General features: G+C 71.0%; 20 protein-coding genes. 10 read left to right on the forward strand and 10 right to left on the reverse strand.

All coding sequences use genetic code 11. The features are described 5' to 3' along the window. Nucleotides 1-82: 82 nt before the first annotated feature. Both B2K11_RS14735 and B2K11_RS14740 read left to right on the forward strand, forming a co-directional pair. Complete coding sequence (locus B2K11_RS14735; RefSeq protein WP_163619208.1) at nucleotides 83-1168, forward strand: crosslink repair DNA glycosylase YcaQ family protein; 1086 nt, start codon at nucleotides 83-85, stop codon at nucleotides 1166-1168. A gap of 93 nt (nucleotides 1169-1261) precedes the next feature. Then, a complete protein-coding gene (locus B2K11_RS14740) occupies nucleotides 1262-1771 on the forward strand; it encodes a GNAT family N-acetyltransferase (RefSeq protein WP_239526082.1) in 510 nt (169 codons plus the stop codon). Nucleotides 1772-1789: 18 nt separating this feature from the next. Here B2K11_RS14740 and B2K11_RS14745 read toward each other — a convergent pair whose 3' ends face one another. From B2K11_RS14745 to B2K11_RS14755, 3 genes are all read right to left on the reverse strand, one after another. Further along, complete coding sequence (locus B2K11_RS14745) at nucleotides 1790-2131, reverse strand: cupin domain-containing protein (protein ID WP_345770784.1); 342 nt, start codon at nucleotides 2129-2131, stop codon at nucleotides 1790-1792. Between the two features lie 72 nt (nucleotides 2132-2203). Then, entirely contained in the window at nucleotides 2204-2527 is a 324-nt protein-coding gene (locus B2K11_RS14750; protein WP_163619210.1) for an ATP-dependent DNA ligase, read from the reverse strand. Between the two features lie 134 nt (nucleotides 2528-2661). Beyond that, nucleotides 2662-3570, reverse strand: a complete 909-nt coding sequence (locus tag B2K11_RS14755) for an AraC family transcriptional regulator (protein ID WP_239526083.1) — start codon at nucleotides 3568-3570, stop codon at nucleotides 2662-2664. A 215-nt stretch (nucleotides 3571-3785) separates the two neighbouring features. Here B2K11_RS14755 and B2K11_RS14760 point away from each other — a divergent pair, with 215 nt between their 5' ends. Continuing rightward, nucleotides 3786-5480: a Na+/H+ antiporter gene (locus tag B2K11_RS14760; protein WP_163619212.1), complete on the forward strand. Its 1695-nt coding sequence runs from the start codon at nucleotides 3786-3788 to the stop codon at nucleotides 5478-5480. Nucleotides 5481-5524: 44 nt separating this feature from the next. On the opposite strand, the gene B2K11_RS14765 is transcribed toward B2K11_RS14760, so the two are convergent. From B2K11_RS14765 to B2K11_RS14775, 3 genes are all read right to left on the reverse strand, one after another. Continuing rightward, nucleotides 5525-6130, reverse strand: a complete 606-nt coding sequence (locus tag B2K11_RS14765) for a TetR/AcrR family transcriptional regulator (RefSeq protein ID WP_163619214.1) — start codon at nucleotides 6128-6130, stop codon at nucleotides 5525-5527. Nucleotides 6131-6215: 85 nt separating this feature from the next. Beyond that, a complete protein-coding gene (locus tag B2K11_RS14770) occupies nucleotides 6216-6572 on the reverse strand; it encodes an SPW repeat protein (RefSeq protein WP_163619216.1) in 357 nt (118 codons plus the stop codon). 122 nt (nucleotides 6573-6694) lie between these two features. Then, on the reverse strand, nucleotides 6695-7726 hold the full coding sequence (locus B2K11_RS14775) for an LLM class flavin-dependent oxidoreductase (protein WP_163619218.1): 1032 nt from the start codon (nucleotides 7724-7726) through the stop codon (nucleotides 6695-6697). Nucleotides 7727-7870: 144 nt separating this feature from the next. On the opposite strand from B2K11_RS14775, the gene B2K11_RS14780 reads away from it, so the two are divergent. Continuing rightward, nucleotides 7871-8176, forward strand: coding sequence for a YdhR family protein (locus B2K11_RS14780; RefSeq protein WP_163619220.1), 306 nt, complete (start codon nucleotides 7871-7873; stop codon nucleotides 8174-8176). A gap of 25 nt (nucleotides 8177-8201) precedes the next feature. Here the strand turns inward: B2K11_RS14780 and B2K11_RS14785 are convergent, their stop codons facing one another. Next, on the reverse strand, nucleotides 8202-10997 hold the full coding sequence (locus B2K11_RS14785) for a helix-turn-helix transcriptional regulator (protein WP_163619222.1): 2796 nt from the start codon (nucleotides 10995-10997) through the stop codon (nucleotides 8202-8204). A 123-nt stretch (nucleotides 10998-11120) separates the two neighbouring features. On the opposite strand from B2K11_RS14785, the gene B2K11_RS14790 reads away from it, so the two are divergent. From B2K11_RS14790 to B2K11_RS14810, 5 genes are all read left to right on the forward strand, one after another. Beyond that, nucleotides 11121-12197 carry a class I SAM-dependent methyltransferase gene (locus B2K11_RS14790; protein ID WP_163619224.1) on the forward strand — a complete coding sequence of 359 codons (1077 nt, stop codon included), beginning with the start codon at nucleotides 11121-11123 and terminating at the stop codon, nucleotides 12195-12197. A gap of 69 nt (nucleotides 12198-12266) precedes the next feature. Then, nucleotides 12267-13508 (forward strand): glycosyltransferase, encoded by a 1242-nt coding sequence (locus tag B2K11_RS14795; RefSeq protein ID WP_239526084.1) that lies wholly within the window; start codon nucleotides 12267-12269, stop codon nucleotides 13506-13508. Continuing rightward, nucleotides 13508-14371 (forward strand): alpha/beta hydrolase, encoded by an 864-nt coding sequence (locus tag B2K11_RS14800; protein ID WP_163619228.1) that lies wholly within the window; start codon nucleotides 13508-13510, stop codon nucleotides 14369-14371. Before B2K11_RS14795 ends, B2K11_RS14800 begins: the two co-directional genes overlap by 1 nt. Before the next feature lie 87 nt (nucleotides 14372-14458). Next, a complete protein-coding gene (locus B2K11_RS14805) occupies nucleotides 14459-14950 on the forward strand; it encodes a bifunctional nuclease family protein (protein ID WP_163619229.1) in 492 nt (163 codons plus the stop codon). A 135-nt stretch (nucleotides 14951-15085) separates the two neighbouring features. Then, the gene (locus B2K11_RS14810; RefSeq protein ID WP_163619231.1) at nucleotides 15086-16480 is read left to right on the forward strand and encodes an FAD-binding oxidoreductase; all 1395 of its coding nucleotides are present in this window, start codon (nucleotides 15086-15088) and stop codon (nucleotides 16478-16480) included. Between the two features lie 28 nt (nucleotides 16481-16508). Here the strand turns inward: B2K11_RS14810 and B2K11_RS14815 are convergent, their stop codons facing one another. Continuing rightward, a complete protein-coding gene (locus B2K11_RS14815) occupies nucleotides 16509-17222 on the reverse strand; it encodes an MBL fold metallo-hydrolase (protein ID WP_163619232.1) in 714 nt (237 codons plus the stop codon). Between the two features lie 91 nt (nucleotides 17223-17313). Here B2K11_RS14815 and B2K11_RS14820 point away from each other — a divergent pair, with 91 nt between their 5' ends. Then, nucleotides 17314-17838, forward strand: coding sequence for a TetR-like C-terminal domain-containing protein (locus B2K11_RS14820; RefSeq protein WP_163619234.1), 525 nt, complete (start codon nucleotides 17314-17316; stop codon nucleotides 17836-17838). A gap of 12 nt (nucleotides 17839-17850) precedes the next feature. Here B2K11_RS14820 and B2K11_RS14825 read toward each other — a convergent pair whose 3' ends face one another. Both B2K11_RS14825 and B2K11_RS14830 read right to left on the reverse strand, forming a co-directional pair. Next, nucleotides 17851-18540, reverse strand: a complete 690-nt coding sequence (locus B2K11_RS14825; protein ID WP_163619236.1) for an MIP/aquaporin family protein — start codon at nucleotides 18538-18540, stop codon at nucleotides 17851-17853. After that, entirely contained in the window at nucleotides 18537-18887 is a 351-nt protein-coding gene (locus tag B2K11_RS14830) for a metalloregulator ArsR/SmtB family transcription factor (RefSeq protein ID WP_163619237.1), read from the reverse strand. Before B2K11_RS14830 ends, B2K11_RS14825 begins: the two co-directional genes overlap by 4 nt. Nucleotides 18888-18933 lie beyond the last annotated feature (46 nt).

Below are 18933 nucleotides of genomic sequence, written 5' to 3' on the forward strand. Positions count from 1 at the left end.
CGCGGCCGTTCAGGCGCACGACCTGACTGCATCTCCCCGTCGGTCGATGCGTCAGGAAGCCTGGCCGGGCTACGGTCGGGGGATGACCCCGCATCGGCTCACCCGCGACCAGGCGCGCCGTATCGTGGTGCGCGCGCAGCTGCTCGATGCCGAGCGGCCTGGTGACGTCGTCGAGGTCGCCGAGCAGCTGGGGTACATCAAGATCGACCCCACCGCGACGATCGCGCCGTGCGAGCAGACCGTGCTGTGGTCGCGCATCGGCTGGTCGTACGAGCCGGGTCAGCTGCGCAAGGTCGTCGAGGACGACCGTCTGCTGTTCGAGTTCGACGGCACCTTCCGCCCCATGAGCGTGCTGCCGCTGATGCTCCCGGGCATGCGGCAGTGGCCGCAGCGCGAGAGCAGCCGGCAGTGGCTCGAGGCGAATGCGGGGTTCCGCGCCGACGTCCTCGCCCGACTGCGCGCCGAGGGGCCCCTGCTCGCGAGCGACATCCCCGACACCGCGCAGGTGAGCCGGGCACCCGACGGCTGGTCCGGTGCGAACCAAGTGCCGCACATGCTCGACTTCCTGCTGCGCCAGGGCGAGGTGGCCATCGTCGGACGCGAGGGTCGCCGCCGCCGGTGGGATCTCGCCGAGCGCGTCTACCCGCGGAACATGCCCGAGTACGACGACGAGGAGGCCGCCCGGCTGCTCGCGGAGCGCCGCCTGCAGTCGGCCGGGCTGGCCAAGCCGCACTGGTACTGGAGCGGCGTCGCGAAAGACACCGGGGAGCCTGGCGTCGTCGAGGGCAGCACGACGGCGTACCGCGTCGATCCCGAGGCGCTCTCTGCGCTCGACGACGACTCCGGCGGGCGGGTGGCGTTCCTCAACCCCTACGACAGCCTGCTGTTCGATCGTCGACGCCTCGAGGAGCTGTTCGAGTTCACCTACGTGCTCGAGCAGTTCAAGCCGAAGGCGCAGCGCCGGTACGGCTTCTTCGCCCATCCGATCCTGATGGGCGATCGCTTCGTCGGGATGCTCGACGCCGAGGTCGACCGCGAACGCGAAGTGCTCAAGGTGAACGCGGTGCACGAGTTCCTGCCCCTCGAGCCGGAGGAGTCCGACATGGTGCGCGCCGAGATCGCCGAGCTGGCCGAGTGGCTCGGCGTATCGGTGACCGGACTGCCCTGAACAGGACGGATGCCGCCCCGCGGCGGCGAGCGGCAGACGCGGCGCGGGGGCGAGAGGTGCGGCTGCCGTCGCCCTCTCGGTACGCTCGAAGACGTGACTCCTCGTACGCTCGCCGGTGGCGCCATCCTTCGTGAGGCCCGCTCGGGTGACGAGCCGGGGATCCTGGCATGCATTCGTGCGCTCGCCGTGTACGAGCGCGAGCCGGACGCTGTCGAGAACACGGTGGGCGCCCTCGAGGCTGCGCTGTTCGGCGACGAGCCGCGGGTCTTCGCCCACGTCGTCGAGCGGGACGGCGAGATCGTGGGCATCGCGATCTGGTTCGTGACCTACTCCACGTGGACCGGGCGGCACGGCTTGTGGCTCGAGGACCTCTTCGTCGACCAGCACCAGCGCGCCTTCGGCTACGGCAAGTCGCTGCTCGCGTCGCTGGCGGCCGTGTGCGTCGAGCGCGGATACTCGCGCTTCGAATGGACCGTGCTCGACTGGAACGAGCCGGCGATCGGCTTCTACCGCTCGATCGCCGCCGAGCCGATGGGCGACTGGACGACGCAGCGTGTCACCGGCGAAGCGCTCGCCGCACTCGCGGCGACGCTCGACGCCTGACCGGCGCGCGTCAGTCGGTCACGGCACGCGGTTCGACACGGTCAGCAGGACGACCGAGTCCTCGAGCGCGGCGAGGCTGTGACGTTGCGGCGGCACGGTCAGGTGATCACCGGATGCCCCTTCCCACGCATCGTCGCCGGTGATCAGACGCACGTGGCCCTGGAGCACCTGCAACGTGGCCTCGTGCGGGCTGTCGTGCTCGGAGAGTTCGTGCCCGGCGAGGAGTGCGATCACGGTCTCCCGAAGGGCGTTCTCGTGGCCGCCGCGGATGGTCCGCGCCGCGCGGCCGCTGGACGCCACTCGCGCCTTCGCCATGAGGTCGTCGATCAGGTCGGCCAGATCCGTGCTGTGCATCGTCATGCCTCCATCGCCTCGGATGGCCGGAGTCTACCGGTGCGGATCGTCCCAATGACAGGGAACCGACGGAGCGGCTCAGCCGAGCATCTCGGATCCGCCGTCGTCGGGCGGCTCGGCGACGACCTGCAGCCCGACCGGCGAGTTGGCCGTGCGCATCAGCGCCTCGAGCCAGGTGCGGTTGATCTTGGCCGTCCGGCCGCCGTAGTAGGTGAAGACCAGGCTCGCAGCCGCGTGCACCCAGACAGTCGTCCGTCCGCCGCCCGTGCTGACGTCACCGTGCCACGTGAAGTAGAACGGCTCATTCCGGCGGAGCTTCGTGCCGATGGCGACCTGGACGTGCGAGAGCACGCGATCGTCGAACTCCGTGCGGACGCCGCCCTCGTAGATGAACTTGCCCACGTGCCTCCTTCGGCGAGCGGCGTGCCCGCTCCAAGAGACTCTGCGACAGCCCGGTCGACGCCGGCTCCCCGCGGACCGCCCTGCGAAAGCGGAGCACGGAAAGCGAAACCTCACGCGGCCGCCGTGGAGGGACTTCAGCCGCCGTGCAGTGTCTGCCGCGGCGACCTCCCGTACGCGTCGCGGTAGTGCTTGGCGAAGCGCGAGGCGCTCGCGAAGCCCCAGCGCCGCGCGACCTCCGACACGCTCGCGGGCTTCGCGTGCTGCAGTTCGGCATGCGCCCCGGCCAGCCGTTCACGGCGGAGGTACTCCGTGGGCGTCTGATCGAGGGCGCGACGGAAGGCGTACTGGAGTCCCCTCGACGAGATCCCGGATGCCGCGGCGACGTCATCGATCGTGATCGGCTCGTGCGCGTGCTGCTCCATGTAGGCGATGGCCCGCCGGACGCTCCGCGGGGCGGCACCCCGCTGGGACGAGCGTTCGAGGGCGGCGCCGAAGGCGGGTGAGAACGCCGCGAGGGTGGCGTGCAGCGCGTGGCGCCGCAGCTCCACCTCGATCATCGGAGTGCTGAGCCCCGGCACGAAGAACGACCCGGCGACGTGCTGGAACACGCGCTCCCAGTGCGCGGCGAGGTCCCGGTCGATCGGAGCGGAGCTCGTCGTCGCAGCGCGCAGCGTGAAGCGGTCGTCGCCGGCCAGACGCCGTGCCTCCTCCTCGGCCGAGGCACGGTCGAACACGAACGCGCGCACGTCGGCGCGCGTGTGCCAGCGCGCACTCGTCGGCCCGTCCAGCGCGAGCCACGGCAGCCCGGCATTCAGATCGCCGCGGGGTGTTCCCACCCAGCCGCCGCGGGAGGCCACACGACAGCCCATCAGCTGACCGTCCGGTTCGATGGCGGACTGCACCGAAGCGTTCAGCCGGTACTTCACGACTGAGAAGCCGGGTGTCGCGGCGGACGTCCACGAGAACGCGAACGTGCGAGGATCCACTCGCTGCAGGGCGGCCGAAGGCACGAACTGGCGCCACGTCGACTCGACATCACCCACGTCCCGCGACGCGAGCGTCAACACTTCGCCCAACTGCCCCTCCCGGCATCCCGGGCACATGTCGCCGTGTCCGGTCCGGACACTCTAACCTGCGCGCGCGGGACGACCGGAATCACCCTGAGCACGCAGCGGCAGACGCGACGCCGGGCCGCGGCATCCGGGAATCCTGTTGCTCCCGGTGCGGTTGGATGATCATTGCACCGAAGGGAGCCCGCATGAATGGACTCGAGGTCACCGTCCTGCTCGGAATCACCGTCCTCACCGGTGCGATCCTGGCCCCGAAGCTCAGAGTGGCCGTCCCACTGCTGCTCGTCGTCGCGGGACTCGCGCTGGGGTTCATCCCGGAGGTGCGCGAGATCGAGCTGCCGCCCGAGACGGTGCTGCTGCTCTTCCTGCCGGTCCTGCTGTTCTGGGAGAGCATGACCACGTCGCTGCGTTCGATCATCCGGGACTTCCGCGGCATCGTCCTCATGAGCACGGCGCTCGTCGTCGCCAGCGCTTTCGCCGTCGCCGGCGTCGCCTACGCCCTCGGGCTGCCCTGGAACGCCGCGCTCATCCTCGGCGCCGCGGTCGCCCCGACCGACGCGACCGCGGTCGCTGCGCTCGGGCGCATGCTGCCGCGGCGCAACTTCATGAACCTCAAGGCCGAGAGCCTCACCAACGACGGGACGGCGCTGGTCATATACGGGGTCGCCGTCGGTGTCGCCGCGGGCGGCCAGTACACCCCGCTCGACGTCACCGGCCTGGTGGTGCTGTCGTACGTGGGCGGTGCGGCGGCGGGTGTCGTCGTCGCGGGTCTCGCTTACCTCGTGATGCGACGCGTGCGCAACACGCTGAACCTCAACATCGCCCTGCTGCTCGTGCCGTTCACGGCGTTCCTGCTCGCCGAGCTCGTCCACGCGTCGGGTGTGCTGGCGGTCGTCGTGGCCGGACTCATCGTGGCGTACATCACGCCGCGGATCAGCACGGCGGCGTCGCGGCGTCAGGCGGCGTGGACATGGCCTCTCGGCTCGTTCCTTCTCAACGGCTCTCTGTTCGTGCTCATCGGCTTCGAAGTGCAGGCCGTCGCGCATGAGATCCCCGGGCGCGAGATCGGCTGGCTGGTGGTGGTCACCCTGGCGTCGTGGCTGGTGCTGCTCGTAGCCCGGTTCGTGTTCCAGACGACGTCGGTCATGATCATCCGCATGCTGGATCGCCGGCCATCTCAGCGACTGCGCCGGACCACGTACCGGGCGCGGATCGTGAGCGCGGTCGCCGGCTTCCGTGGCGCGGTGTCGCTGGCGATCGCGCTCTCTGTGCCCCTTACGACGACGGCCGGAGATCCGATGCCGGGGCGCGACGAGATCATCTTCGTCACGGCGGGCATCATCCTGCTGACCCTCCTCGTGCAGGGACCCATCCTGCCTGCGGTCGTGCGGTGGGCCCGCCTCCCCGAGGACATGGCGATGCAGAGGGAGCTCGAACTCGCCGAGCGTGCGATCACCGGCGCGGCGCTGACGGCGATGAAGGATCTCGCCCACGACCACGGTGTCAGCGAGGAGACGCGCGACCGCCTCACGCGCGACTACTACGACTACCTCGAGCGCAACAACGAGCGCGTGCAGGCGCGCGAGCAGGCCGAGGTCGACCGCAGGATCGTCGATCTCGACTCGATGATCGGGGCGACGGATGCCGAGGCCGAGGCAGCCGCGACGGCCACTGCCGTGCTGGATCCGCCCGCTCCGCTGCCTTCGCCGCGCGAACGCGACGAGGAGTACTCGCGACTGCGGATCGCGCTCCTGGACCGCAAGCGCGAGGTGCTGTATCGGCTGCGCCGCGAGGGCGCCGTCGACGATGCCGTCGTGACGCAGATCCAGACCAGGCTCGACGTGGAGGAGCTGCGCATCACGGGCATCGAGGTGCTCGACTGATTCTGCGGCCGATGGCGCGGCCGCCCGCCGCGTGAGGAAGGAGTTCAGGCCGCGGGTTCGCGCAGGCCGGCCGAGATGAGATCGGCGAGTGCGGGCAGGTCGGCGGCATCGGCCGGGCCGGCGAGCTCGTCGCCCGCCTCGAGCTCCTCGTCTGCCGAAAGGGCCGCGAGCGTCGGGGTCGTGATGATCGCGACCCAGGCCTCCGCGGCGATCCGCACGCGCCGTGCGGCGATCGGATGCAGGATGCTCGCGCCGAGCACGCGTTCGACGATCGCCTGCAGCTGGCTGCGGTAGTCCCGCAGCCTCGCGCGCACCTCGGGGTGCGTCCGGTGCTCGCGCCACACGATGACGCGGCGCACCGCCGACTCGCCCTGAAGTTCGCGGAGCCTCCCCGTGACGTTGAGCAGCGACTGCGCCGGGTCACCCTCGGCGATCAGCGCGGAGGTGTCGATGGGATCGAGATCGAGCCGTTCGCCCATCAGCGCGCGCAGCAGATCTGTCTTGCTGGGGAAGTAGTAGAAGAGCAGCCCCTTGGGCACGCCGGCCAGGTCGGCGATCGCCCCGGTCGGGGTGGCGTCGAAGCCGCGCTCGGCGAAGAGGCGCTCGGCCGCATCGAGGATGAGGATCCGGCTCTCCCGGCTTCGCGTCATCTCGGATCCTCAGGAAAGGCGCTGGGGCCGCCGGCGGTGTCCGGCGCCCCCGTCTCGACGGCGCACGTCAGTGGGGAGGGCACCCTCAGTGCGGGAGGGAACGGTCGTGCATCTGCATGGCCGGTCGGATGGCGAGGGCCGCGACGATCACCGCGACCGCCCCGCCGATCCAGCAGATCCAGGCGGCTGCGGAATCCATGCTGGCGTAACCACCCAGCCACGGAGCGACGAACAGCACCGCACCGAGCGCGAGCTGCACGTACTCCATCGCGACCATCCCCGGCATCGCGAGGTTCATGACGCCGGCGGCGATCAGCAGGATGCCGACGATCAGCATCCATGGCATGGAGGCGCCCATCGGCGGCATGAACAGCGCCGCCACTGCGGCGACGAGGCCCACGACCACGGCGACCCAGTCCTCCCAACGAGTCCACTTGTTCATCGGAATCTCCTCCTTCGGAGACGGTGATGGCTCCCGATCGGGGGTCGATTCCACGGTATTCCTGACTGACCGACCGGTCAAGATCCCTCCCGAACGCTCCCGTTGCGCTCCGTACGGCGGCGTCACACGCGGGTGGGCTGCCAGCCGAGCGCGGGGGCGACGTGCTTCGCGAACGACTCGACCATCCGCAGGTTGAACTCCACGCCGAGCTGACTGGGGATGGTGAGCATGAGCGTGTCTGCCGAGGCGATGGCGGCGTCGTTCTGGAGCTGCTCGACCAGCTCGTCGGGTTCCCCGGCATAGGTCTTGCCGAAGGTCGAGCGGATGCCGTCGATCACGCCGATCTGGTCGCCGTCCTGGCGTCCGCCGAAGTACATGCGCTCCTCGGCGGTGGTGATCGGGAAGATCGAGCGGCTCACCGAGACGCGCGGCTCGCCGGCGTGACCCGCCTCCCGCCACGCGGCGCGGAATCCGTCGATCTGCTCCGCCTGCAGGATGTCGAACGGCCGCCCGTCCGCCGAGGTGAGCAGCGTCGACGACATCAGGTTCACGCCCGTGCGGCCCGCCCACTCGGCGGACTCGCGGTTGCCGGCGCCCCACCACACGCGGGAGCGGAGCCCGGGGGAGTGCGGCTCGATGCGCTGCAACCCCGTGCCCCCGCCGCCGAACGGCGAAGAGTCGTCGCGCTCCGCCAGGCCTTCGCCCTCGATCGCACGCAGGAAGAGGTCGAAGTGCTCGCGGGCGATGTCCGCGCCGCGGGGGTCGCCTGACCCGGTGTATCCGAAAGCCTCGTAGCCGCGCACGACGGTCTCGGGTGACCCGCGGCTCACGCCGAGCGCGAGCCGGCCGCCGGAGATGAGGTCGACCGCGGCGGCCTCCTCCGCGAGGTACAGCGGATTCTCGTAGCGCATGTCGATCACCCCGGTGCCGACCTCGATGCGCTCCGTCCGTGCCGCGATAGCGGCGAGCAACGGCATCGGCGACGCCTGCTGACGCGCGAAGTGGTGGACGCGGAAGTACGCGCCGTTCACGCCGAGCTCATCCATGCCCTGGGCGAGGTCGATCGCCTGCAGCATCGAGTCCGCGGCCGTGAGCTGCCGACCGCCGCCCAGTGGGCCGTAGTGTCCGAACGAGAGGGTTCCGAAGCGCTGCATGTCGACTGCAACGGTACGCGCGCAGCATCCATTCCGGTGAATGCAGTGCCGCAGCCTCGTACCATCGCGCACGTAATCGGGGAAGCCTTGTCGGCGCCTCGTGGTTGCCTGGACCTCAGAAGCGCACCGACGGAAGGACGAAGCATGGCACATCTCCTGGTGTTCGAATTCCCCTCGGCGGGGCCGTTCGGCGCGGAGGCGGTCGCCGCGTTCGGCGAACTGGCCGGCGACATCGCGGGTGAGAAGGGCCTCGTGTTCAAGGTCTGGACCGAGGATGCCGAGAGCGGCATCGCCGGCGGCGCCTACCTCTTCCAGACCAAGGAGGATGCCGATCGCTACCTCGCCTTCCACAGCGAGCGGCTGCGGGGCTACGGCGTGACGGACATCGAGGTGAGGAGCTACGGCGTCAACGACGGTCTGTCGGCGCTCACCGGCGTTCCGCCGCGTTGAGCGGCGCACGGGGTGCCGCGTCGTGTCAGTCCCGATGCACCACCTCGGCGAGCGCCCGCGTCAGCTCGGCGCGTGAGCCGATCCCCAGCTTCGTATAGGCCTTGCGCAGGTGGTATTCGACGGTCTTCGGGCTGAGGAACAGGGCGGCCGCAGCTTCGCGGGTCGTGCGGCCCTCTGCGAGCAGCACGCTGACCTGGAGTTCCTGCGGCGTGAGGTCCTCGACCGCGTTTCCCGACGTGGCGCGGACGTGTTCGCCGGTCGCGGTGAGCTCTGTCGCGGCGCGGTCGCGCCACACCGACGCCCCGAGCTCGGTGAAGTCGTCGAATGCCGCGCGCAGCTGAACGCGCGCGTCTTTCCGCCGACCCGACCGGCGAAGGCGCTCGCCGTACGCGAGGCGGGTGCGCGCCGTCTCGAACCGATCGAGCGTCTGCTCATGCCAGTCGAGCGCCGACGCGAACAAGTCGTCGGCATCGTCTTCGGCTGCGGCGATCCCCATCGCGCGGTCGCCACGGGCGCAGGCCCACGGCTGCCCCTTCGCCGCGGCGCGCGTGCGGTACAGGGTCGCCGTCGCCAGCGCATCTTCGCGCCGCCCGATGCGCATAAGGGCGTCGCCGTACTCGGGACCGGGCCAGAGGTCGACATCGTCGAGCCCGAGGCGTGCGAGCAGCACGATGAGATCTGCGAAGAGCTCCGCCGCGATCCCCGGGCGACCCAACGAGAGCTCGAGGTCACCGAACGCGTGGCCCACCCAGGCCTCGCCCACGTGGATGTCGCGCGCCGCGCAGTGCGTCCGTGCCGCCTCACCATGGGCGCGGCACGCGTCCGCTCGGCCGGCACGGGAGTCGAGTCGCGCGAGCCCCGCCAGCGACATCGCGAGCTCTGTCGTCTGACCCGTTTCGGTGGCGAGCCGGATGGCCTCGGCGAAGTTCGCCTCTGCCCGCACCCAGGACGCGGACGTGGTGGCCTCGTCGACCGCGACGTGGAAGAGGAGCGCAGGCAGGGCTCCGATCCCGGCGGCGCCGCGCACCTCGTCGACGAGCTCCCGAAGCCGCACCCCGCTGGTGGCGTCGCGCAGGTACAGGGGCGCCAGCATGAGCCACGACAGGCGGCGAGGATCCCGCCCCAGCTCCGGATCGGTCTCGAGGAGCGGCACGGCGGCACGGAGCTCGTCGGCTCCGCCGAGGCCTGCGAGCGTCTTCGCCATCCCGGAGGCCATCAATCCGAGTGCATGAGCACGCGTCGTCGTCACCTCAGGTCGGAGTCCGGCGATCCGATCGGCCAGCGCCGACGCAGTGCGCGCGTCTCCGAGGTAGTAGGTGGCGTGCACGGCGTCCGCCAGCGCGACGGTCGCTGCATCCGCCGATGCCGCGTGATCGGCCGCACGCAGCAGGATGTCGAGCGCCTCCCTCAGCGATCCGGTGCGCGCCGCCACCGACGCACGCAGTTCGATCTCTCGGACGTCGTCAGCAGCAGACCCGACCTCGACGCCGGCCGGGGCCTCGACGCGGCCGGCCACCTCCGAAACGGCGTCCCGCCCTCGCCGGTCCAGGAGCGAGACGGCGCGCTCGCCGTCGCCGGCTTCCCAGGCGGTGTCGGCGGCACGGAGCAGCCGTGCGGCGCGCGTGCCGGCTTCAGGAGTGAGACGTGCCGAGCGCTCGAACGCACCCGAGGCGACGGAGTACGCGGCCCGTGCGACGGCGTGGTCGCCGGCCTCGGCGAGGAGGCCGGCGATCGCGGCGTCGGGGTGCGAGGTCGCCTCCGACAGGTGCCAAGCCCGCCGGTCGACGTCGCCGGGTGACGCGGCTTCGGCGGCGGCGCGGTGCGCGGCACGGCGTTCATGTGCGGACGCCCCGGAGTACACGGCGGCGCGCAGCAGCGGATGCCGGAACCCGACGTGCCCGTCGCGCACCGCGATCAGGCCGGCGTCCTCCGCCGCGTCGAGTCGGGCCACGTCCACCCCGTGCGCTTCGCAGGCGTCGGTCACGAAGCGGAGGTCGGCGCCGCACACAGCGGCGACGAGGAGGGCTGAACGGCAGCCGGCATCCAGCGTCGACAGCCGCCTGCCGAACGCGTCTATGACCGCACGCGGCACCCGTAGGGGAAGCCCGGTGTCGAGGCTCTCGACCACACCGAGATCGGCGGCGCGCAGTTCGAGCATGGCGAGCGGGTTGCCTTCGGTGGCGCGGTGCAGCACGCGGACCCGTTCGTCGGCGACCGCGGCGCCGGGGGCATGCTGGAGGATCGTCCGCGCGGACTCGAGGTCGACACCGCCCAGTGTCAGCGTCCGAAGGCCGGCGACGAGCCCGTCTCCCTCTGGGCTCCGCGAGCCGAACAGCGCCACCACCGGGTCCGCGGCGAGCCGTCGGGCGGCGAAGACGAGGGCGCTCGACGAGGGCGCGTCGGCCAAGTGCAGATCGTCCACGACGACGGCGACCGGTCCATCCTCCGCGAACCGGCAGACCAGGCTCAGCACCGCCGCACCGATGGTGAATCGGTCGCGCCCGTCGGCTGGTCCTGACGCTCCCGGAAGCGCGAGCGCCGCCGCGAGGGCATCGGCCTGCGTCGAGGGGATGCCCCCGAGCGCCCCGAGCGCGGGTCGCAGCAGCTGCAGCAGCGTGGCGAAGGCGATCTCACGCTCGGACTCGAGCCCGGTCGCGCGCAGCACCTGCATGCCGTCCAGTTGCGAGACGGCGTCGTCGAGGAGTGCGGTCTTCCCCACGCCGGCCTCGCCGCGCACGGCGAGCACGCCGCTCGTCCCCAGACGCGCAGCCGCCCCGAGCCGAGCGATCTCCTGCTGCTCGGCCCGCCGACCCACCAGCATGGAGCCGAGTCTACGACCGCGGTCGGGACTAGGGGGGTCCCCGGATGCGGCGGCCGGCTCCGCATTCCTACCGTCGAGGTGACGGCGGATCACGCCGCACACCACCGACCGAAGGAGCCGCTGATGTCTCTCACCGCCCCACCCGCCCAGATCGACACCGACAAGCTGATGAGCTTCGTCTTCCGCGCCGTCGACGAGGTCGGCGCGACCCTCAACGCCGCACTCGTCGTGATGGGCGACAAGCTCGGGTACTACCGGGACCTCGCCGAGTACGGAGCGAGCACACCGGCCCAGCTTGCCGAGCGCACGCAGACCGCCGAGCCGTACGCGCGAGAGTGGCTCAACGCCCAGGCCGCGGGGGGCTACGTCACCTATGACCCGGCCACGAAGCGCTACACGCTGCCGCCTGAGCACGCGCTCGCGATGACCGACCCCGACAGTGCCGCGTTCCTTCCCGGGTTCTTTCAGATCGCGCTCGGCACGGTCCATGACACGCAGCACATCGTGGACGCCGCCCGCAGCGGCGCCGGCTACGGCTGGCACCAGCACGGCTCGGACGTCCACGTCGGCTGCGAGCGCTTCTTCCGCCCGAGCTATCACGCGAACCTCGTCGGGTCCTGGATCCCGGCGCTCGAGGGTGTCGAGGAGAAGCTCCGGACCGGCGCGCTCGTCGCCGATGTGGGCTGCGGGCACGGGGCATCCACGGTCCTGCTCGCGCAGGCCTTCCCCGACTCCACGTTCGTGGGCTCGGACTACCATGCCGAGTCCATCGAGACGGCGCGCGCCCGTGCCGCGGAGGCGGGCGTCGACAACGCGCGCTTCGAGGTCGCGTCCGCCGGGGAGTTCGGGGGCCGCGGCTACGACCTGGTCGCGATGTTCGACTGCCTGCACGACATGGGGGACCCGGTCGGCGCTGCCCGTCGGGTGCGCGAGGCGATCGCCGACGACGGCACCTGGATGATCGTCGAGCCGATGGCCGGCGACCACGTCGAAGACAACCTCAACCCGGTCGGCCGCGCGTACTACGGCTTCTCGACGCTGCTCTGCACCCCATCGTCGCTCTCGCAGGACGTCGGTCTGGCCCTCGGCACGCAGGCGGGTCCGGCACGCATCCGCGACGTCACCACCGCTGCCGGGTTCACCCGATTCCGCAGCGTCGCCGAGACGCCGTTCAACCGCGTGATCGAGGCGCGTCCCTGACGGGGCCGTGGCGACAGGAGCAGACTGACCTCGAATGCGGGTGAGGCCTCGAGCGAGGAGATGGCCGCCATGGGCAACCGCCATACCTGGGTGCGGGCGCAGCGTCGTCCGCGCAGGGCACTGTTCCTGTCGTCCCCGATCGGCCTCGGCCACGCCCGCCGCGACGTCGCCATCGCGCAGGAGCTCCGGGCACTCCACCCCGATCTGCAGATCGACTGGCTGGCGCAGCATCCGGTCACGCGCGTGCTGGCGGATGCCGGGGAACCTGTGCACCCGGCATCCGCCCTCCTTGCCAACGAATCCGCCCACATCGAGGACGAGTCGGCCGACCATGATCTCCACGCCTTCCGGGCGATCCGACGCATGGACGAGATCCTCGTGAACAACTTCATGGTCTTCAACGACGTCGTCGACGAGACCTACTACGACCTCGTGATCGGCGACGAGGCGTGGGACGTCGACTACTTCCTGCATGAGAACCCGGAGCTCAAGCGGTTCGCGTTCGCGTGGCTCACGGATTTCGTGGGATGGCTGCCGATGCCGAGCGGCGGGGATGCCGAAGCCGCGCTCACCGCCGACTACAACGCCGAGATGCTCGAGCAGCGGGCGCGTTACCGGCGGCTGCGCGACCGCTCGATCTTCGTCGGCAACCCCGACGACATCGTGGACGAGTCGTTCGGGCCAGGGCTCCCCGGCATCCGCGAATGGACGACGGCGCACTTCGACTTCGCGGGGTACATCACCGGCTTCGTGCCGCCGACCGACGAGGAGCGCGCCCGGACGCGCGCAAGGCTCGGCTACGGTCCCGATGATGTGCTGTGCGTAGTGACCGTCGGCGGTTCGGGTGTGGGCCGTGCACTGCTCGGCAGGGTCATGGATGCCGTGCCCCTCGCGCGCCGCCTGCTGCCGGCGCTGCGGTTCCTGGTCGTGACGGGTCCCCGGATCGATCCCGCGTCACTGCCGCGCAGGCAGGGCGTGCGGGTGCGCGGATTCGTCCCGGATCTCTATCGGGCGCTGGCCGCCTGCGACGTCGCGATCGTCCAGGGTGGGCTCACGACGTGCATGGAGCTGGCCGCGGCCCGGCGCCCCTTCCTCTTCGTGCCGCTCGAGAACCACTTCGAGCAGAACTTCCACGTGCGTCATCGGCTGGAAAACTACGGCGCCGGGCGTGGCATCCGTTATTCGGAAGCCAGGGATCCCGACGCGCTCGCCGCGGCACTCGTGGCCGAGGTCTCGCGCGACGTCTCGTATCGCCGCGTGGAGACCGATGGGGCGGCGCGCGCGGCCGCGATGCTGGCGGAGCTGATCTGATGCGCGCGCTCGAACCCACGACGAGCGGTTTCGTCGACCGCGACGGCATCGCCGTGCACTACGAGGTGTACGGCGACGGCGCGCCCACCGTGTATCTGCTCATGCCCGACGTGATCGTGCACAGCCGGGCGTGGAAGGCGCAGATCCCGTTCCTGGCGCGGCACTTCCGTGTGGTGGTGAGCGACCCGCCGGGCAACGGGCTGAGCGGCACGCCCACCTCGCCCGATCAGATGGACGATGGCGTGGTGATCGCCGGCCAGTGGGCCGTGCTGGATGCGATCGGCGCGGATCAGGCGGTGCTGGTCGGGGTGTGCACGGGCGCCGGGCACGCGCTGATCATGGCCGGCCAGCGTCCCGGGCGGGTGCTCGGGGCGTGCGCGATCAACCCGGGCGTGCGGCTGACGGAGCCGCTGCCGCACCGGATCGCGTTCGACTTCGACGCGCAGCGCGACTCGTATGAAGGCTGGCAGAAGCAGAACCGCCACTACTGGAAGCAGGACTGGGCCGACTGGTCGCAGTTCTTCTTCGGGCAGATGTTCCCTGAGCCGCACTCCACGAAGCAGGTAGAGGACTGCGTGGACTGGTCGATGGGGGCCGGCGCCGACATGCTGCTCCTCGAAGACGCATCGACGTATCTCGCCGCGGACATCCCGGCGTCGCGGGCGATCTGCGAGGCGGTTCGATGCCCGGTGCTGGTGATCACGGGGTCGCTCGACATGTGCCAGGACCCGCGGCGCGGGCCGATCGCCGCCGAGATCACCGGGGGCGACCTCGTCGTCATCGACGGCGGGGGACATCTGCCCCAGGCGCGCGACCCGGTGAAGGTCAATCTGCTGCTGCGGGAATTCATCACACGCCTGTGACCCCTCTGTCCGACTGCGGCCGGCCGAGCCTACGATGGCCAGACGAAAGATGACGCAGACGGATGCCGCGGCGAGAGGAGGCGCGTCATGGTCCAGGTTCGCGTGGCCGGCGTGGCGCTCGATGCCTCCGGGCAGCACGTCCTGCTGCTCAAGCCGGTCGATCAGATTCCGGGCGACGGGCTCGTGCTGCCGATCTGGATCGGGCAGCTCGAGGCGACCTCGATCCTGGTCGCCGTCGAGAATGCCGACGTTCCCCGCCCCCTCGCCCACGACCTGATGGGCCTGATGCTCACCGCGCTGGATGCCTCGGCGACGCGCGTCGAGGTGACCCGCATCGAGGACGGCACGTTCTTCGCCGAGATCACGCTGTCCACCGCGCTGGGCGACCGCATCGTCGATGCACGGCCGTCGGATGCGATCGCGCTCGCCTCGCGCGTGGGTGCGCCGATGTGGGTCGCGGACGAGGTGCTGGCCGAGGCCGGCGTGCCCGACGTGCTCACCGAGACCGACGCCTCGCAGCGTCTGGACGAGTTCAAGCGCTTCCTCGACGAGGTCGAACCCGAGGACTTCGAGAGCTGAGAAACCGTCGTCGCCCATGTATCTGGGGTGACGTGCCGTGCTCATCAGTGGGGTGGCCCGCGCCCGATGCGCCGGGCCCGACGACGGAGCCGGTCGAGACCCTCCGTCGCGATCCGCTCACCGAAAGGCATCCCCATGTCCCTCAACGACCTCGCGATCGACGTCCCTCAGGCTGCGGCCGGAGCGGCGGCAGCCGAGTTGCGAGCCGCGCTCGGCGACCGGGTGCTGCTTCCCGGCGACGCCGGGTTCGACGCCGCGCGCACGCCCTGGAACACCGCCGTGGCGCAGCATCCGTTCGCCGTCGCGCTTCCGGCGTCGGCCGAGGATGTCATCGACATGGTGCACGTCGTGGCACTGTCGGGGCTGCGCATCGCGCCGCAGTCGACCGGTCACGGCGCCGGGGCGCTCGCCGGCATCGACCTGCGCCACACCGTGCTCGTCTCACTGCGGGGGCTGCGCGGCGTCGAGGTGGACGCCGCGGCGCGCACCGCGCGGGTGCTGGGCGGCTCGCTCTGGAACGACGTGCTCGAGGCGGCCGCGCCGCTCGGGCTGACCGCACCGCACGGGAGCGCCGGCGACGTGTCGGTCGTCGGCTACATGCTCAGCGGCGGTCTGTCGTTCTACGCCCGGGCGCACGGTCTCGCCGTCAACGCGGTGCGCGCCGTCGAGGTCGTGACGGCCGACGGCACGCTGGTGCGGGCGAGCGAGGACGAGCACCCCGACCTCTTCTGGGCGCTGCGCGGTGGCTCCGGCGCCTTCGGCGTCGTGGTCGCCATGGAGATCGACCTGCTTCCGATCGCCGAGATCTTCGCCGGCATGCTGCTGTGGGATGCCGCGCGGGCCGCCGAGGTGTCCCGTGCGTGGGCGGAGTGGACGAAGTCCGCACCCGAGACCGCGACGACGACCCTCCGCATCCTGAACCTGCCGCCGCTGCCCGACCTCCCGCCGTTCCTCTCGGGACGCTCGGTGGTCGTGATCGACGGTGCCATCGAAGAGACGGATGTCGCGGCATCCGCTCTGCTCGAGCCGCTGCGTGCGCTGCAGCCCGAGATCGACACGTTCGCGCGCATTCCCGCGCCCGCGCTGGTCGGCGTGCACATGGACCCGCCCGAGCCGACGCCGTCGGCCAACCACCACGCGATGCTCGGCGACCTCCCCGACGCAGCCGTCGAGGCATTCGTCGCTGCGGCGGCGACGCCCGGCATCTTCGTGCAGGAGCTGCGACACCTCGGCGGCGCCGCGGCCCGTCGCCCGGTCGGCGGCGGCGCGATCGCGTCGCTGGCGGGCGATTACCTGGTGCACGCCGTCTCGATGGTGCCGGTTGCGGAGGCGCTTCCCGCCGCCACGGCTGCGGTCCACGCGGGCGTCGCGGCGCTCGAGCCGTGGCGCATCGATGCCCTGGCGCTGACGTTCATCGAGGGGCCGGACGCTGACCGCTCGGCCGCCTTCGGCCCAGCATGGGCGCGCTTGCGTCAGCTCAAGCTCGCGTACGACCCGGCGAACCTGTTCACGGCCGCCCGCCCGGTCTGACCCGGGGCCCGCTGTGGAGCGGAGCGGCTCAGGCCGCTCCGCTCCGCACGGCGGCCGCGACATCCGCCGGCGAACCCTGCCACGGCGCGCCGTGGCCGGGAAGGACCCACGATGCCGACACGCCGGCGAGGCGGTCGAGAGACGCCGATGCCTCGTCGGGGTCGTCGGTGAACGGGGCGGCCTGCATGCCTTCACGACCCGTCAGAACGTGGCGGGTGGTGAGCGCGTCGCCGACGAAGACGGCGTCGACGAGGGGCACGTGGACGGCGATGCTGCCAGGGGAGTGCCCCGGCATCCCGATGACCACCGGGGATCCCGGCAGGTCGAGCACGTCGCCGTCGTGGACCTCGACGACCTCCGACACGTAGGTCGTCGGCATGGCGCGCTTGCGCAGCGCGTAGGCGAAGAAGCCGACAGTCGGGCCGAACTTCATCGGGCCGGCGGAGACCTTGGGCTTCTCGCCGGTGCGGGCCCGCTCGGCGTCGGCCTCGTGCACGTAGACGGGCACGCCGTGGTCGCGGCGCAGGCGCTCGGCGAACCCGATGTGGTCGCTGTCGCCATGGGTCAGGACCACGCCCTTCACGTCGTCGGGCGACAGGCCCAGACCGTCGAGCTCGCGCACCAGGTCCTTCCAGTGACCGGGAAGGCCGGCGTCGACGACGGTGACCCCGTCGTCGGTGACGACGAGATAGGCGGCGACGATGTCGTTGCCGATGCGGTGCAGGTGGGGTGCGAGCTTCATGGCGCATCTTTCGGGAGTGAGGGTTCGGGTAGGCATGGCTACGATAGTTAGCTATGATGGCTATTGTCAATAGCCGATGGAAGGATGCCGCATGCCGACGCCGGTACGCACGTCATATGCCGAGATCGTCGCCACCGGGCGCGACATCCTGGAGGAGTCCGGACCCGCGGGGCTCACCATGCAGCGGGTCGCGGAGAAGGTCGGTGTGCGTGCGCCGTCGCTGTACAAGCGGGTCCGCGACCGTGACGCTCTCGTCGAGGCCGTCGCCGGCGCCACCGTCGAGGATCTGACACGCCGGCTCGAGGCATCCGATCGGTCCCTCGAAGGTCTCGCGCGCACCTACCGGGCGCTCGCGCACGAACGCCCGGAGGGCTTCCGGCTGCTCTTCGCCGCGGCGGCGCCGCAGCAGCTGGTCGATCGCGCGGGTCTCATCATGGTGGACACTGCCGCCGGGGTCGCGGGGGAGGCGCACGCGCTCGACGCCGCACGCCTCGTCACGGCGTGGGCTACGGGCTTCATCCACATGGAGCTCGCCGGGGCGTTCCGCCTCGGCGGCGACGTCGACGCGGCCTTCGAGTACGGCCTCGCAGCGCTGCGGCGGGGGCTCGGCGGCTGACGGACCGGACTGTCAGCCGTGCGCGACGACCGGCTCGGGAACCGCGACCGGGAAGAGCACGCGGACGACGCCCCATCCCACGGCAGCGCCGAGAAGCTGTGCGGCGATGAACGGCAGAGCCGAGGCCGGGGCGATGCCCGCGAACGTGTCGCTGAACATGCGACCGACGGTGATGGCGGGGTTTGCGAAGCTCGTGGATGACGTGAAGAAGTACGCGGCACCGATGTAGGCGCCGACCGCCGGTGCCGCGAGCTGACCGCGGCCGGTGCGCACCAGAGCGAAGATCACGACGATCAGCCCCGCTGTCGCGACCGCCTCGGCGAGGAGGAGGTGCCATCCGGAGCGGTCGGTCGTGCTCCAGGCGACCGCGGGCTCCGCGAACATCAGGTTCGCCAGAACGGCGCCGGCGATGCATCCCAGCACCTGACTGGGCAGGTAGACGGCCGCTGTCGACCAGCTGCGGCGATGGAGGAGGATGTCCACGACCGTCACGACGGGATTGAAGTGGGCGCCGGAGACGGAGGCGAACACGAGGATCAGCACCATGAGCCCGAGTGCCGTCGCGAACGCGTTCTCGAAGAGCTGTAGTCCGACATCGCCGGGCGACAGCCGCTGTGCGGCGATGCCCGATCCGACGACGACCGCGGCCAGCCCCGCGCTGCCGAGGAACTCGCCCAGGGCGGCGCGCGCAGTGCCGCTCACGACGCGACGAGGAGCTGCGAGATGCGGTCGAGGGCGCCGGGCACGAGCTTGAAGTACGCCCAGGTGCCGCGCTTGCTGCGTGTCAGGAAGCCGGCGGTGGTGAGGATCTTGAGGTGGTGCGAGACTGTCGGCTGGCTGAGGCCGACGGGCTCGATCAGGTCGCAGACGCAGGCTTCGGAGTCTTCGGAGGCGGCCACGATCGACAGCAGACGCAGTCGTGCGGGGTCGGCCAGTGCTTTCATGGTCGTAGCCAGTTGCTCCGCCTCCGCCGCGGTCAGTGGTTCGCGCACCAGAGGTGTGCAGCAGGCCGCGGCGGTGACATCGGTCACCTCGAGCGTCGTGGTCATATATCGAGGGTAGTCGATATTGACAGGTGTCGATAGATGGGCTCAC

Origin of the sequence: Microbacterium sp. B35-30 (assembly GCF_010634855.1) — a bacterium.
In the GTDB taxonomy this organism is placed as follows: Bacteria; Actinomycetota; Actinomycetes; order Actinomycetales; family Microbacteriaceae; genus Microbacterium.